Annotated in this window: 10 protein-coding genes; all 10 read right to left on the bottom strand. The window is 43.7% G+C overall.

Translation table 11 applies throughout. The features are described 5' to 3' along the window. Nucleotides 1–1,382: RagB/SusD family nutrient uptake outer membrane protein (locus PBAL39_RS23755; protein WP_008246615.1), on the bottom strand; the 1,382-nt coding region annotated here is incomplete at its 3' end. Nucleotides 1,383–1,394: 12 nt separating this feature from the next. Next, a complete protein-coding gene (locus PBAL39_RS23760) occupies nucleotides 1,395–4,505 on the bottom strand; it encodes a SusC/RagA family TonB-linked outer membrane protein (protein ID WP_008246616.1) in 3,111 nt (1,036 codons plus the stop codon). Between the two features lie 46 nt (nucleotides 4,506–4,551). Beyond that, nucleotides 4,552–5,652, bottom strand: a complete 1,101-nt coding sequence (locus PBAL39_RS23765; RefSeq protein WP_157274197.1) for a DUF5007 domain-containing protein — start codon at nucleotides 5,650–5,652, stop codon at nucleotides 4,552–4,554. 38 nt (nucleotides 5,653–5,690) lie between these two features. Next, complete coding sequence (locus PBAL39_RS23770) at nucleotides 5,691–6,794, bottom strand: discoidin domain-containing protein (RefSeq protein ID WP_008246618.1); 1,104 nt, start codon at nucleotides 6,792–6,794, stop codon at nucleotides 5,691–5,693. A gap of 11 nt (nucleotides 6,795–6,805) precedes the next feature. Beyond that, entirely contained in the window at nucleotides 6,806–8,317 is a 1,512-nt protein-coding gene (locus PBAL39_RS23775; RefSeq protein ID WP_039867633.1) for a RagB/SusD family nutrient uptake outer membrane protein, read from the bottom strand. 38 nt (nucleotides 8,318–8,355) lie between these two features. Next, nucleotides 8,356–11,358 (bottom strand): SusC/RagA family TonB-linked outer membrane protein, encoded by a 3,003-nt coding sequence (locus PBAL39_RS23780; protein WP_232283009.1) that lies wholly within the window; start codon nucleotides 11,356–11,358, stop codon nucleotides 8,356–8,358. Between the two features lie 701 nt (nucleotides 11,359–12,059). Further along, nucleotides 12,060–13,073, bottom strand: a complete 1,014-nt coding sequence (locus tag PBAL39_RS23785; protein ID WP_008246621.1) for a glycosyl hydrolase — start codon at nucleotides 13,071–13,073, stop codon at nucleotides 12,060–12,062. Nucleotides 13,074–13,145: 72 nt separating this feature from the next. Then, entirely contained in the window at nucleotides 13,146–15,620 is a 2,475-nt protein-coding gene (locus PBAL39_RS23790) for a glutaminase family protein (RefSeq protein WP_039867630.1), read from the bottom strand. Between the two features lie 536 nt (nucleotides 15,621–16,156). Beyond that, entirely contained in the window at nucleotides 16,157–16,702 is a 546-nt protein-coding gene (locus PBAL39_RS23795; protein ID WP_008246623.1) for a DUF4269 domain-containing protein, read from the bottom strand. Between the two features lie 18 nt (nucleotides 16,703–16,720). After that, a complete protein-coding gene (locus PBAL39_RS23800) occupies nucleotides 16,721–17,800 on the bottom strand; it encodes an FUSC family protein (RefSeq protein ID WP_008246624.1) in 1,080 nt (359 codons plus the stop codon). Nucleotides 17,801–17,824: the final 24 nt, after the last annotated feature.

Below are 17,824 nucleotides of genomic sequence, written 5' to 3' on the forward strand. Positions count from 1 at the left end.
AGCTCTCTAGAACGTTCTAAAAAGATAAAGTCCTTCAATGCACTACCACCACCGCCACTATAAGGAGCAGCTTCAGCACGAACCCTCACCATAGCCAGCAGCCTGCGTGCATCTTCTTCCTTATCAATATTTGCATAAGCTTCTGCAGCCATTAATATGGCATCAGCATACCTGAAAATCATAAAAGTATTGTCTGGATTCACCGTGGCATTTCCCGCAGCAGGAATATTATGCGCAAACTTGGTCATTACAAAACCTTCTTCTCCGGAATAAACTCCACCACCATAGGTGTCACCAAACCAACCATTTACCTCCAAGGTACCTTTCCTTCCATCAGCGACATCCTCAGGAAAAATCTTCATCATATAGATGGGATCATAGTAACAAAGACTTACCTGATTATCAAAACGCGGATTGAGATAAGGCCACCTCAAAAAGAAATAACCAATAGGTGCATCCAAATCCACCTGATCATTGTAGTTGATGCTCCGGTAGAATTCAAACAAACTTTCCGGAGAACGACCTTTAACTACCTGCTCCCACTGCGAAAGAGGAGGCAAACTATAAGCTCTGCTGGCAACAAGGGCCTCACCCATCGCTGCTGCCTCTGTATTGTACTTATCCCTGCCTGCACCGTCAAAACCAGCATTCCACATATTCATGTTCATAATCAATGCTGCTGCAGCACCTCTGCTAGCTCTCGCACCTCTTTTAGATGGGTCAGGGTTCGTCCATGGCATATCGTTCATTTTTGATTTCATATCCTCAATGCATTTATTGAGTACAGAAACCATTGCTTCACGGCCCAGAGGCTCCGATTGATAAGGGGCTGTGTAATACACCACATCACCATAGAGCCTGACCATCCAGAAATAAGTAAAACATCTGATGAACGTAGCCTCAGCGATATAATACTTCTTATCAGACTCCGTTACGCCAGGTATTCCCTCTTCCTGCTGCAACTTGTCAATCAGAATATTCGCTCCCTGGATTACACGGTAATAGGTACTCCAGTTTGTCGCACGGTCCAGACGGAACCGCTCATACCATCCACCATTAGTAATGGCATTCAGCATATTGTTGGTACCAAGAACCTGCACCATCATCCCTTCGTTTCTTCTGAAGTGTTCAGGGTTAACAAAGACTTCTCCCGACCTGTATTCGCCGGCAGCACCCATCAAATGGGTTTCATTTATCTTCTCAAAGAATGTACTATATATATTGGCAATATTGGACTCTACATCCTCTTTAGATTTGTAAAAGTTATTACCGGTCAGTTGATCTCGGGGAACAACATTCAAAAAATCCTTACAGCTGGAATTGCATAACATCACCATTGCAAAACTCACTGCAGTAATGACCTTTTTAGCTTGCATTTTCATATCATTCACTAATTAAAATTCAACATTTAAACCAAGGTTGTATTTACGGGGTACCGGATAACCTTCTGATGCATCACGCCCCATATTGGTGACGTTTTCTGGATTCGGTCCGGTATAGTTCGTAAAGGTTTTTAGGTTTTCTCCGGATACATATACCCTCAAATTATTAAGGCCAATACGTCTTACAAACTGCTTCTTAAAGGTATAGGAGAAAGTGATGGTATTGATTTTAAGATAAGTACCATTTTCTTCCCATAAGGTTTGATCTGCGCGGAAAGGATCAATACTGTTGATACGTGCATAAGAATAGGCATAAGGATATTTAGCCACATCACCAGGTCTTAACCACATATCAAGATCACTCAATGGCACTACGGAGCGGTCTCCGAATGGGTCACGCATCAGCCCCAATCGATCGGCAAGTGCATTGTTCAAAATAGTACGGTTAGAAGTAAATGATCCATAAACATCCAGACGGAAATCATTATAGGTCAGATTAAATCCAAGACCACCAACCAGCAAGGGCTGGGAGTTTCCGGCGATCATATAATCCCTTCCATCAAGAATATAATCACCATTCATATCTCTCCAGATTGGATCACCGCCTTCAAAGAAAGTTCCATTTGTCCTATATAATAGCCCTGTCATCGGATCCACAGGAACATCAGTATCCCGCGAATATACACCCTGGTTTACACGAAGGTAATTGGAAAGCGTATTGGCTCCCACTCTGAACACCGTGTGTTGTAGATACTTACTTCCGTCAAACTGAATCATCTGACCATTGTAGTCGGCAGGAAGCTTAGTAAGCACGTCATTATTATAAGCCCCATTCACGTTGATGGCTAACGTCCACTTTCCTTTTCTCAACGGTCTGAAGTTGACAGACAACTCATGGCCATAATTGACAATACCAGCATCATTGCTTTTCAATACGCCAAAACCCGTGATGTTGGAGAGGCCTCTGGCAAGCACCATGTTATCTACACTCTTGTAATATGTTTCGTAAACAAAATCAACAAAGTTATCAAACATACTCGCCTCAAATGCCACGTTATATGTCGTAGATGTAGTAGGTTTTAATGTTGGATTCGGGATCAGGCCAAAATCGATACCAATACCTTGATTTCCATTGTAGTTTCCGCTGATGTTATAGCGGCCATAAATATCAACCAATGATGAGTTAGGGCTGATCACTTTACCCCAAGTCATACGCAAAGCCCCAGATCCCAACCATTTAGCATCCTTAAACCAATTTTCATCCTTGAAATTCCAGCGTAAACCAATGGAAGGATTTTTAGAATAAGGGTTATCAATACCATTACCTGAGTTTCCATCAAAACGATAGGTCAAATCCATCACGTATTTACTAGAAAAATCATAGGTAATCGCGCCAGCAAATGCCGCAGATCTAAAATTACGATAGTCGGTCAATACACCACCACCTCTTGAATTGTAGGCATCATATCCGAGGGGCCCCTGGAACTGGTCATTAGGTGTACGTTCCTGTCTTGAAATGGAGCTTTGTCTGCCTTCTACGTAAACCTCGCTGAATGCATTCACAAAGATACCGTGTTTGTCTCCCCAGAATCTCTTAGAGTAGGTCAGGGCGCTACGGTTGTACAACCTGTCATCGCGGCCTGTAAAAGCATAAACCTTTGCAAACTGACCATTTGCTGCGGCAGGTGTGAAAGTATCTTCCGTATTTGAGTTGAAGTTATAACTAACGTTTGTTGAAGCCCTGAATCCTTCGAAGGCTGAATAGGCAACCTCGACATTGGTACGAAGGTTTCTAGCATTGTTATCATTCTTTGTATCCAATGCTGAAACTACGCCTCCGCTGGACTGGAAGAATGAAGGCCCGGGAAGCAAGCTTGAGGCCTGACCGTTATTGGCTACCCCTGTCTGAAAAAGTCCGAGCCCGTCGCCCTTATTGGTTTTGCCAACACCTCCAAATACAGATCCCACAAACTGAAACTTAGGACTAGGCTGGTATTCCATTCTCATGGTCAGGTTGTAGCGGTCAAATCCGGTATTTTGGATAATCCCATTTTCTGAGTAGTAGTTCAGGTTGGTCTTATAATTAAATTTACTGTCTCCACCGTCAATAGCGAGGTTGTGCTGCTGGTTGAAGGTAGTTCTGTAAAAAACACCTTGCCAGTTGGTAGAGTTGTTATAGTAAGCGTTCAAACTGTCGGAAAGAAAAGCTGTTCCGGAAATCCGGTCGATATCTCCCTGTGTTATTGCATTTTCGATGATCCTACGCAGCTTTAACTGGCGCTCCAGATTGCCACCCAGAGTTTCACGCAACTTAGGCGGCTTTTGCATGAAGGAGTTTAACGTATAACGAATTCTTGGGATAGGAGAATTTCCTCGTTTAGTAGTGATGATGATCACCCCATAGGCTGCTCTCGACCCATACAATGAAGTAGCCTGGGCGTCTTTCAGGATCTCAATGCTTTCGATGTCCTCTTGTGGAATCATGGATAGCGGGCTCACTCCCGGTCCTTGTTGCTGAAATCCGAACTGTGAAGCCTGATCCGCGTCCAAAGGAATTCCGTCGATCACATACAATGGAGATGTCGGCTGAAGGAAGGCCTCACTTCCCGATCCGGTAACAGAAAGAGAAGATAAACCCCTGATGCTTGTGGACCCACGAAAGCCTGGCGCACCTGTATTCACCTGAATGTTAAGGCCCGGTACCTTACCTTGCAGCAAAGACTCCACATTTGAGCTTGGTGAGCCCTGAAGTACACTTCCATCTACTTTATTAGACGATCCTGTTGTTAATTTTTTAGACCTGGCCACGTAACCACGTACCACCACTTCATCCATCTCCTTGGCATTGTCTTTTAACACCACATTCAATACCGTCTGTCCTGCCTTCAGCTTAATCCGCTGTTCAGTATAGCCGATGGAGCGGATCACGATCTCGGCGCCATCATCTACTGATACGGAATACTCTCCTTTATTGTTGGTAGCGGTTAAACTTTTGAGCGGCGTGCCGGAAAAAATTGTCGCACCGGGGATTCCCAGGTTCGTATTGTCCGTCACAATACCGGTTAGCCTGATTTTAGTTTGTGCATTCACTTGTGAAGCACTAAAGCAGCACAGTAAAATCATTATAATTGTTAAATGTCTTCTCATCGAAACAAACGTTAAGTAGTTACTATTCATCTTCAAACTTTGGATTGTCACCTCTGAAATGGAATACAATCTCCCAGTCGCCAGCTCTATATATCCTAAAATCCAACCCGAACATTGCGGTAATTAAATCGCCTCCAAAATCCTTTCTGGAGTACCTGAATTCTGCACGTGCATTACCACCGTTGGTCCATCTGGTATTCAAACCGGTCACCAGTGGAATTGGATAGGCTACGTCATATTGCACATATTCGTTTGTCATTTGCATATTAAATCCATGCACTAAAAGATTCCATTTTGTTTCGTTGAACAGGGCCGGATTCATCGGTAGACTGTCTTTATCCAGAAATTTGAAGCGAAGGTTATGACCGTTTCCTCCGGCAAATGGCCGTATATACGCTACGACATCCTTTTTATTATCGTTGCTTTCCAATCGGATCCTGGTAGTCACACCAAATACGTTGTCCAATCTGGGACGTATGTAATCACGCTGTGACGGATCATTTGGTGCCACAGGGTTTCTGGCTACAGCTCCTGTGTAATGATTAATGTCATTATCCGGGTAATAAGGTCTTTCCCTGAACGGGATATACTGGAAATCCTTCAGTACAATTGTTCCGCCAGAATTGGATACTTTGAGATCAAAGAATCGTACATCCTGTGCCAGCTTACTGCTATCGGATGGGCGTGGTTCCACGAGGTCATCAGTTGCACTTGGCCAGGTCATAAATTCTCCTGACGAACGAACCTCAAACAGTGGATGATCTTCGAGTTTCCGCTTAGCTTCTATCTGTTCCAAAGACGTCTCATCACCGTCATAGGCCGCAGTCCAGACATAAGTTGGTCGCACCTGGAACAGATCCGTGACCTTTCGTCCATCCCCATATCTGGCATTGACGATTTCAAATTTCATAGGAAAGCTGGAATTGTCAGCATTAAAGCCGCCATGTAATCCCCAGCGCCCCAAAATAGGCTCTATGCTTTTGTTATCGTAGTTGATCTTATTACTCAAATACTCTTTTCCATCGGGAAGATTGTAAAGTTTTTTGCAGGCTGAGCCGCTGAGCAACAATAAAAGACCTGCACAAACCGACCAGTTCAACCTTCTGTTATGGTATTTCCTCATAAATATTTTTTGATACATATCCGTATTTCCTAATGTTTCTACTTCGCTAAGTTCACCGACCAATCGGCCATCTGCATGGCGTCACTACCGTTGTTTCTTGTAATATTAAGCCTGTAAAATTTGTAAGCCTCCCTGTTGGTGAAACGTATGACTTTCTGCTCAAACCTATCGTTGAAAGACTGATTTGCCTTCGTGTCAAGCGTCACCCAATTGCTTCCGTTTACAGAACCCTGTAGATTCCAATCCGCAGGATCCCTGTCAATGGCATCATTTGCAGCGGTAACGGTATAGGCACCGGCTACTGCGGCCACATTCAGCTCGAAGGTGAGGGTCACGTTCTTAGGATCCCAACCCACAAGGAATTTTGTCTCAGGATTGTCATCAATGACATTGTTCGAGCCTTCTACACCGCTAGGTCCACCGCCACTCTCACGGGACACAGTATGCACACCGCCGTAAATTTTGAATAGGTTTGGTGGAGGTGGATTGAAGGTCAGGCGTTTGATGAAATCATCAAATCCAAAAACGTGATCAGATGTAACTACATGTACCAACCCATTTCTGGTTTTAATATTGATAGACGATGTAGTAGTACCTACCCAATCCCTGTTAAACTGACTGCGCTTGGTATCACTGATCAGGATGTATTCAGGACCACCACCCGTGGAGCCCGATGCCGTTGCTTTTTGAAGGCTTGCATGCATAGGGTAACCGGATTTTGCCGAGGTCATAAATAATCCGTCCTGTTGCTGCCGCAGCGTATCTGCATCAAAACGGCCACGAATGATATATTGGGTAACCATTGTATCCAATTGCTCCATAGATAGGGTAGAAATTGACTTTGCCGGCTTGTCAGACAAAGCATAGAGGTTATTCAAGTTCGTAAGTGCGACCTGAAAGCCAGGGTTTGTCACGGCAAAAAGCGTCACTGAGCTGTCTGTCAGAATGCTTTGTGCGCCGATCCTGTCGATGGCCTTCAAAAGGGAATCATAAATTCCTGGTTTGCTTTTCAGATACTCGTATGTAGTTCCTTTAAACTCCTTGTCGATGGTCGTCGGATCATATGCCCCTCCATCCTTTGTACAGGAGGAAACAACTGCGGCAAAAAACATCGCGACGATATAAAAATGTAACTTTTTCATGTGCTCCCTAATTATTTCCAATATGAGTTTTGTGTTAATAATCCATTCTGATTAAGATTGTCCTGAGCAATAGGCCAGTAAATACCACCATTGTTGATCAATTGCAGAAACTGGGGATTCAGTTGACGAATGCGCTGATAGCGTATCATGTCGTACCAGCGGTGCCCTTCTCCCATCAGTTCACGTCGGCGTTCACGAAAAATCTGATCAACCAGGTTGCCATTGATGGTCTCATCATAGCGGTCCAATTTTCTCAATTCACGAATGATGTTCAGGTTATCTATAGCCCCCTGTTTTTCACCAAGGACTGCAAGGGCCTCTGCGCGAAGCAGCGTAATGTCTTCGAGCCTCGTGAAAACTATTGCACTGGAAAAAAATCTAAAGGTAGGGTCTGTTGAACCACTGGTAATTACCTTTATTTTACTGAAGATGGGGTACTTTCCGTTGAAGTTGGCAAAGTAACGCTCTGTGCTTGGACGACCAAGTGTGTCCAGGCTAAAACGTTCGTCTTTCACCTCATTAAAGATGGAAAGAATAGAATCCTTTGTCATATAGATATCTGGAACAGACTTGTTCACTATCGGGGCAGCCAGTGTCAGCTCCTCAATATGGCCTGTGAAATATCCATCGGCATGACCATAGTCAAAGTTAAATCCCAGCATATGATTGTACTTTTTCTCGTAGAAGAAACCGCCGGGACGTGCAAGATCGTCTGTGCTGAGATATCCCTGGGCACCCTTACCATAATTGTCGAGCACAAATTTGGTATATGTTGCCACGTCCGGATAATTCCCCTGCCAAGCTGCGATGTGTGCCAGAACTGCGTAGGCACTCAGCTTACGTGCCAGAGCTCCTGCCCATCGGGTTTCATTTTCGTTATAGTAATTTCCCGGCTGCTGAATGTCATTTGCACTGTACTTATAAGGCAAATCCGCAGCAGCGGCAAGTATTTCCTGTTCAGCCCAGGCAAGTACCCTACTCTGATCTTCTCTTCTCTTGTTCTCAAACTGTCCGTCATGAGAGCTGATAATGAAAGGGACATCTCCCCAGATTCTAACCATGTAGAAGTACGCAAAAGCACGTAAGAAACGGGCTTGTGCGATATCTACGGTCATGTTGTTTTCTGTATACCGCGGATCCGCAGCTTTTACATCGCCTACACGCTCTAAAAAGATGTTCGCAGAGTTAATTACAGCATACCACCTTCTCCAGTTCGACATGCCATCCAAAACGGGATACGAGGCATTCAGTTGATTGCCGATCACCGCACGCAGATCCTGACGCACAGGGCTCACAAAATCTCCTGAACGTACGTCTCCATAGATCCAAAATGAATTGTTATCAGCCATAGCCGAACGGGTTAGCCCGTAAATTCCCATCAAGGCACCACGTGTATCTTCCAGTTTATTCCACATGTTCTTCTCACCGACGGCACGCGAGGAGTCAATGTCAAGGACCTTCTTACAGCCTGTGTTACCCAAGGCGATAATGATTAATAATCCTGCTATGCTATTTCTTATCATGTTATTCATGTTAAAACTCAAAATGTCCATTGTCGTAATTAAAGATTAACCCTTACCCCAAGCGTGTATGTCCTTGGAATAGGCTGACCGTAACCTGTATCGACCCCCGTGTAGTCCACCAATTCAGGATCCTGCCCACTGTAGGGCGTTATTGTAAAAAGGTTATGTGCTGATCCGTAGATATAGATGCGCTCTATGGCAGATTTTTTATTTTTCAGGAACGCACTCAGGTCGTATCCAAGCGACAACGTACGCAGTTTCAAAAACGAGCCGTTTTCCAGAAACAGATCCTGATCCACACGATACGGAATTACAGAACTCCATGGGTTGTATAATGGGTATTTACTATAATCGCCACGTTTCTCCCAGAAAGTAATTTCTTTTACTGAAGACATCGTAGACATCCCCTCTCTATTGATGAAGTCAAAGCGGTTGGCCATATCCTGATTAAGGATCTCCCTACCCAAGTTGAAATATAAATCCAGTCCCAAAGTCCAGTTGCCATATCCAAACTGGTTATTGAAACCACCCGCCACCTTCGGAAAAATGTTACCCATCAGCGATTTATCAGAATTATTGATCACATTGTCATTATTCACGTCTGCCCAATTTGGATCGCCACCACTAAAATCGATTCCATTATAGCGTTTATAGATACCTCCCTGCTGAGGTACATCCCTGTCGGCCTTATAGATGCCATTATTCGTCAGCAGCCAGTAACGGTCAACGGATTCACCCACCTTCAACAGACGTCCATTGACTATCAGTTCATCGCGCCCGCCCGGCAGTGCCTTCAACTGATTTTTATTAAAATTGAAATTTAACGTACTTGTCCATGATAAGCCTATTTTATTTTTCTGCAGAACATCAGCACTTAATATCACATCCAACCCCGTGTTCTGTACGTCCATACCTGCCTCGAAAGACTGGCTATAGCCATATTCTGCGAATGCCGGAATGCCCAACAACTGGTTTTTATCATTTTTAGTATAAAGCTCCAGTCCAGCCCTGAACCTGTCTTTCATAAAACCCAGGTCAAATCCAATATTCAGCTGGTCAGTATAAGCCCATGGAATTCCATAACCTACCCAACCGAAATTATATGGCCTTGTCAATACGGCAATAGAGTTATATCCCGGAACCGTGACGTTCCCTGTGTAACCAATATCCGCAGTATACTGAGGACCTTGTGCGTAGTTATCATAAGCATTCAGGCGTCCGAGTCTTCCTGCCCCTATCCTGACACCAAAGGTGGAAACCAGCGTGTTGCTTTCAAGAAACTCTTTTTTAACATCCCAGCCCAACGATAACGATGGAGTAAACAGCCATCGCTCTGTAGGTTGTGAATTCGAAGATGCATCGGCGCGCAGCAAAAGCGAGGCAGTATATTTATCATCCAGTTTATATTCCCCTTTTGCATAATACGAAACCAGATTTTGTTTAGTCCTGTCCAGGAACCGATAAACAAGCTGTTTCGGGAAAGCCAAAGGATTCAGGTAATTTCCATTATTTGGATCTGACTCCAGGAGATTCAGTTTAATGAAATCATTTACTCCTTTATAGGCATAAGCATAATTATATTTGTGAGAATCCCACTGGATGGATTGCCCGGCCTCAAACCGCATCACATGGCGCGTATTGATTTTATGGTTAAAAACGACGAGGTTGTCAAAAACAGCACGCTGGTTAAAACCATAATAATTGGAGGCGAAACTATTCTCCTCCATTAAAGTGCGCGGATAGAATAAATCCCGGTATGCCTCGTTAAAATCTACAGAAACTCTGGAAATGATGCTAAATTTACCCAGGCTGGCAACCAGCTGCCCCTGTCCCTGCACGGTATTATTGAAGTTATCATCAAAACCATTCTCAAATTTCGCTACATAAGCACTATAGTTGATATCATTTGGTGCCAGCGGAGAACTCAGATCAGGCAGGTAAGACATCATCGCGAAGCGGTCGCGCAGATTCCTGTTCCGGTCCCGATCTAATCTGTTTCCATTGACGGTTGCAGAGAAGGTCAGCCACTGTAATGGTTTGATCATCACATTGAACATTGCACTGTAACGCTCAAATCCTGTTTTATCGGCTATTCCTTGATTCTTTACATTACCAATGCCAAAACGAAAATTAGCCCGGTCGGAACCGCCTGAAATGTCAGCGTTTATGCCATGGATCATGGCATTTCTGTAATAGCTGTTGGTCCAGTTGGACGGACCATAATAGGCAGTATTCAGGGAATCACTTAGATATAAAGGATAAACATCATCGCCATTGTAACTTCCGTTCACCGTATACAGGTCGTAGAACTGCTTGCGGAAATTATTCTCGTACTCACCATTGATGGTGGTAATGCTTGGCTTCTGTACCAAACCAAAATAGGAATTGAAGCTGATCTTACGCTGGATGCCCGCCTGCTTGGAGGTCAGCACAATCACCCCATTTGCTGCCTTCGGGCCATAATATGCAATACCTGTCAGGTCACGCATAACTTCTACCTTTTCAATATTATTCACATCGATGCCAGCAAGTAAATTGGTCGCTGTTCCAATACGGTTATAGTCGTAGTTCTGAATGTCAAATGCAAAAGGGTGTTCATCGGAAATTAAAGGGACACCATCGAGTACCACCAATGGCTGACTCTGGTATACATCACGTTTGCTGAACTGAGGCATACTGATTCCCCGGATATACATTTGCTGTATGCTTCCAGGTTCACCTGTCGATTCTTTAATATATAAGCCTGGAACCTGGCCTTTAAGAGATTGCTGCAAGGAAACAGCTGGAAATTGGGCGAGTTGATCTGGAGACTTAACAGCAGACAATGCCTGCTTATGAAAAACTATCGAATCTTTCTTCCTTATCGCCGGGACCTTCTTCGTAGTGTCCTGAACATCCTTGGCGGAAAGATCCTTTTTGCTTGTATCCTGCTGAAAGGCTCCATGCGGAAATGCAGAGCCACGACTAAGATAAACATGTGCATTCAGCGAATTGCCGAACAGCATAAATGAAAAGAAACCTGTTAGTAATAATATACGCATATTCTTTAGTTATATATCTCGGAAACCAGAAATCCCCCGATCGGGAGTAATGAGCAGAATTTAAACTAATAGCATTTAGCAACACAAAAAAAATGCTTTTTCATAGTGTTAAAACCTTTCAAATGCCCTATTGTCTTCGTGTAGATTTTAGATCCCTGTTCATATGGTGAATTGTGTTTATAATTTGGTTTTTATAAAAGCGCGTAAAAACAGATACCTGACAGGATAAATTTGGGACATACCACTCCACTGCATCAAAATCTGACGGATAGAATTTTCGCAAAAAAGCCCGATAAAATAGCATTAACAACTGTTTTACAATGACTTAACGGGAAGTAGGTGTTGTGAATTTTAACTTGTGAAGTAGAGGTTTACGCCCATATTTTATTAATTTGTTTTGGTTTATATTTGGTTTGTTTGCGTTAGCTATACTAAATTAAATAATTAAAACGATTTACCAAATTTATTTTATTTTATTTTGTAAAATATTTTACCTGCTTGCTCCAAATCGCAAAAAAAACCGCATTTAAATATATTTAAATGCGGTTTTTTGAAAAAAAATCAATATACTTATAAATGTAAGTCTGACAATTAAAAATCGATTTAGTAGGCTAAATACGTCAAATAAACGTTTAAACTTATAATTTTATAATCGAGACCTTTTGCAACAAAAAATTCTCAGATAAACAGAACCGATCTCATTACAAGTCAGGCAAATAAAAATCGAAAGGCCGGTCACGGTCACATACCAGGGTGCCGTCTTTAAATATAAGTTCTGCAACCTGTATAGATGATCTTCGCAATTCAAAAGGAATATAGCCATTTCTATCTGCAGGTGCCTCAAGGTGACTTTTCCTTCCTGGATGAGTAAAATAAAAAATATAGGCTTTGTCGCCCACAACCACGACATCGCCATGCGCGCCATTCGGTCCATCTTCTCTACGCCCTGATGCTTTATCCAACACCATCCCTTGCCGATCCCATGTTCTTGCGTCGTCAGAGCGATGTACCCTCATCCCCTTCCATTCATCTGTCAGCATCCAATAATGTCCGGCAAATTGAAATGCTTTCGGTCCTTCATGCTCAGGCTTTCCGATCACAGGAACATCAGAGAAGCTCCAGTGTTTCAAGTCAGCGCTTTCCCCGGTCATCGTTACACTCCCGCTTCCCTTATACCAGATGTGCCATTTCCCATCCGGCAGTTTCAATAACGTAGCGTCAATGATGTTATGGTCCGGAGATTTTAGAAAGCCAATGAACTTCCAGTCCCACAAATTTTTACTGGTATAATGGGCAAGCCTCGCGTTTCCGTTCCAGTTCGAATATACCCCTTCAATATACACTACAAACATATGATAAACTCCCTTCTCATACACAATATCAGGTGCCCAGAACGTATTTTTACCGGGTCCGAAATTCAGGTCGAGCACCCCACGGTAGGCCCATGTTTTACCATGGTCTTTGGAAGAGGCAATAGCAATATCATTACCATAACAATAGGATACATCCGGTGTTTCTGCATTCGCTCTTCGTTGTGTATACAGCATCCACCAGCTCTTCTCCTGGCGATTGTAAATCACTACGGGATCCGCTGCGCCATCCGTAACAGGGTCTTTAAACAATGGCGCCGGTGGGTTAAAGAATTGACGATCTTGCGCCATTGACCCTAAACCCATCATCATCAGTACGAATATTCCGTATATCTTTAATTTCATAACTTAAACCTTTTTAAAAAGTAATCCTGGATATCAGTTGATACCCAGGATCCGGGAGAGACATGTTACATGTTATTTCTGTGCCTGAATGGCCTTCCAATTAGTTTCCAGTAGCTTGATGAAATATCCGCCAACTACACTACGGGCCTGGAAGCCACTCATTTTTGCTGTTTTTGTTTCGTGCCAGTCACTGATCGGTACACGTGAGGAAGTTTCTACCGCATACCGGTATATAGGATCCACTAGTGCTTCGAAATCAGCACTGCTGTTCGCCAACACGGATGTCCAGAGCACCCAGTCAGACTTGGTATAGTCCCGGCGACTGTCCAAAGGAAGCCCGTAAGTATTTTGTTTGCCCAGATAATATCTGATTTCCTTTTCATAAACACTTGCTGGAAATAAATCCAGAAGCAACAGCTTATCCCATACCAGGTTATACTTCTGGCTCCAGGTGCCTTTTTTATCGAAGGTCAGGGCGTAGTGATCGCCATCATCTGCCATATCCATCCACTTCGAAGCCATGCCTTTAGCCATTTTTGTATACTCATCGGCAACATCAGTATACCCCAACATCCTGGCCATAGATCCATACGCGCCAAGCGCAACGATGGCTTTCACAGACAGGTTGGTATTCCGTGCTAGATGGCCTGCGAAATCATCAGTACAGAGTTGATTGGCGGGATCAAAACCTTCCTTGCTGAGGTATTTCGCCCAGGTGCTGAGCGTCTCCCAATGTTGTTTCGCATAGGCTGCATTGCCCTCCGCCTTTGCGATGGCAGCGGTAAGGATAAGCATATTGCCCGATTCCTCCACCGGCATGTCTTCACCATAAGTCTGTCCATTTGCCGAAGGATAGGTACCAAGATCGTGCGCAGCAAATGGTTTCTTCCAGCGACCGCTTTCACTGTACTCAAAAATCCCGTTCAGCAAGCCTTTCACCAGCTCCGGGTTGTAGTTGAGGAACAATGGTGCTGATGGATACGTCACATCAACGGTATAGATAGAACCATTACTGAAGTTCTCTTTTGACATAAACAGCAGTTCTCCCTTCGGACTTTTCACCAGCTTATGTGCTGATGTGGCCTGCCGATAGGCAATTGCACATAAACCTGCATAATGTTTACCACCAGCCTTCAATGCATCATTATACATTTCCGAATCAAATGTATTACATTTCTTAAGGATAGATCCGTACTCTGCGGCCGACTGTTCCAGCAATGAGGCAAATGACCTGTTCCCCTCACTGTTCCAGTAAGCCTTTAATGGCGTACCAAAATATTCAATGGATTCCTGGTCATCATAGGCCAGCATTACATACTGACTTTTTGCAGTTTTACCCACCGCGCCGAAATTCAATACGGTATTTAAATTGAGCTTCTGTCCCCTCAGCGCCTTTGGCAGTGTTTTTTTTGCTACATAAAATTGGTTCAACGTATTAGCCGCGGTACTGATGTATTGCACATTTTGCTGTGTTGCTGGTGCAGCCACATAAACATAGCCCCAGTCAATACGCAGGTTATCACCCTTTTTCTTCAAAACAGGCTGCGCAGTGGTCCCGGCATTCAACACGTTTAACCCCTTAATGACGGGAACTCCAGCCTGCACCTCCTGTGTGGAATGGTTGGCGGCCACATCGGAAGAAACACTAAACAATACACGTACATTGTGCGACTGCTGATCGTTAGACTTTACCTGATAACTAACATAAGATACAGGCCTCGAAACCAATTCAAGATCATTCAGCAACAAAGGTGATGTGAAGGTCACCTTAAGATCTACAACTCCGCATTTAAAGGTGTAGTCTGTTTGCGTTGCCTTAATGCTTACGCTCTTCTGCTGCGCCATCAGAGGCGCTTTTGCACTGGCTGGTACATCTGTCACCAGGCCAGCGTCCAGCCACTGCCCACCGGCAGTATTGGCCACATGGATCGCCAGCACATTACCTGATTTTTTTAAATTCGCCAGCGCCGCTCCTTTGATAGGAATATAAATATAACTGTGATCAGTATAGCCTTTTCTTTTGAATACTTCAATGCCATTGATATAAGCAACTACATTGTCATCGTGACTGATCTTTAGATACATTGTCGCAGGGATTACTTCCAGCTGAAAGTTTCTCCTCACCCAGATATTTCTGCTGCTCCAGCCTGTCACCGCACCCTCATTCAGATTGCCAAACGGCGCAGCGTCACTGTTCCAGCCAGTTGGATTGAAATCTACTCCCTGCCAGTCAGCAGCAGGCTGCTGCTCGGTATAGGTGAAGTCATATCGTTTTTCATCCGCGGCTGGCAGCAGGGTACGGTAAAGCTTTTCCTCTGCCCCCATGAAACGATAAGACTTGCCATCTACCTGGACTACCCCAAGCAGCGATTGGTTTACCCCAGTCCAGTGTGTGGTGACGCTTCCATTAAGTTGGTCCGTACCGGACCAGATGCTGAAGTAGGGATCATGTGTAATCAAGGGATACGATGGCGCCTTCTCCTGTTGCCCCCGTACTGTAACAATGCCAAGACAAAGCGACGATAGCATTATAAATTTACGAATCATATGAATTTTGGTTTATCTGTGTCTATGTATGGCTGAATAATTCTCATCTCTTAGATCAATAAAGATTGCTTTCCAATATACACCTGCAACAACCTACAGAAGTAGGTATGATAAAAATCAAGGGTTATTTTGGAGGATTACAATATTGCTTTCTGCACTAATAAAACGATTTAATGAAACTAAATCAGAAAAAGAAAATTCAATCTTACACTCCCTGAACTGTCCTTGCCTGATCTTATCCCGTTTGAAGTATTGGTTTATATTTGGTATTAAATGTCATTTTAACGTATAACAGAAATGAAAGTGCAAAAAAGATTTTAATAATCAAAACAATTGTATCTTTTTAGCCGAGTTTGAAAATTCTCATTCAAGAAACTACCGCATCTCTGTAAACTTCAGTTCGGCTCAAATCTGCTAAGCACCCTAGTCTCAAATGGTATTGTCAATGGCAATCCGACTTACCAATTGCGCCTGAGCACAAATTAATGTGCACTTAATGCATCAAAAGAGAAATTAACGATTGCCCTTGGTCGCAACTAAATTCCAAACCGGCAACCGTACTCCAGCAAGGCACTATAGGGATCTCCTTTTAAGCCTAGCAAACTGCAGAAAGCAGGTTCCGTTTTATAACCGGATCTTCTTAGCTTAATCAATTCCTGCCGAAATGATGTCCCTTGCTCTTCGAGGATTTTTGCTTCAATCAACAGATGCCGAAAGCCATACTGTGATCTTGAAGGAACATCCTGACCGAAAATTTCTATTGCCCAGTCATCGGCATAAAAACCTGCCACTATGCAGCGTTTGCCATTAATGTTGGGCTGTCGCATATGAAAACCGCGAAATTGGGAGAATGAAGAATTCAGGACAGCTATAAAAAATTCCTCCTCTTGTGCATAACACAGGATGTCCAGGTCGCTCCCCTCAACATTCAATCCGATAGGAACTGTACCCGCAAGTAAAGGATCGAAGGCTGAGAGCAATTCAAAAATCTGATATCTGGAAAGCGTTTCGTAGGCGGCAACCTGATCTGCGTTACCTGATTTTAAGTAAAGGATATCTGCGAAATCTTCTGTTTTCATCATTCCTTCGGTATTAGGACATTATTTTCTGAGAATAGCTACTCTGGTTTTCCTGATTTGACGCTCTGCACGGAGATGAAGCTGCTGGTGATGTAACAACCAGCCACCAGCTACACCAATCAAACTACCCACCACGATATCCAACAATCTAATGGAAATCAACTTATTGGGATTGGCATGCATTGCATTTCCTATTTCGGCCAGGAAAATTGTCATCGGCGTCAGGAAGATTACCGTCAGCGCATAATGACGCACAATCAGCATCTCTACAATAAACTGCAGACACAATATGCAGCAACAGATTCCCAAGGGCGGGAACTGCATCAGCAGTAATAACCAGGTTAATCCCAGACCGATAAGTGTACCCAATATCCGGTGAAATCCGCGCTGCCAGACATGTGTGAGACTCACGCCCTGCATGATCGCCAAGCAGGAAATGGGCAGCCAGTAAGGGTTATCAAAATGAAATATACGCCCGATAATAAGTGTAACGGAGATAAACAATCCAATAATCAGTGATTCTGTAATGTTCGTATAATTCCGCTTTTTAAGCGGCTCGCCCTGCAGTTTATCGGGATATTTCCGGGTAATGTAAAGGCTGTACAATAAGGCAAAAATGCTTGCAATGATGGTTCCTACACCAATCAAACCAATCCTGGTGGGGATCAGCATCAGGTCAAACGGCATACAGCTTCCCATTGAGGCAAGCATGATGAAGAAAAAGCTGCCGGGCGGCCGCAACCTAAAATAGTTACTTAACCAGTTCACACCAAATGTAAAAAGCCCCAGCACGACAGCCGAAACTACAGGATGAAAACTAAATGAGATCCCAACGCCATAACTGAACATAAATCCAAAGGCGCACATCAGCAGGGTGACCATCCGGTGCTCCAGTTTGGTTGATGGAAGGTATAAAATTACCAATCCACCAATACAAGCCAATATGCCGTAATCCAGCCTATCCAGAACATAACCAATCAGCAATGGTAATCCGGTACATAGCGAAGCCAACAGTGGAATGTGCCACAAACGCTCAGTCTTTTTCAATTGAAATAGGAGCTTGACCTCTCTTTTGATAATGGCGTTTACGGAATTCGGCATACTTAAATCGGAAAAAAATGAGGG

It is taken from the genome of Pedobacter sp. BAL39 (assembly GCF_000170795.1).
Taxonomy (GTDB): domain Bacteria; phylum Bacteroidota; class Bacteroidia; order Sphingobacteriales; family Sphingobacteriaceae; genus Pedobacter.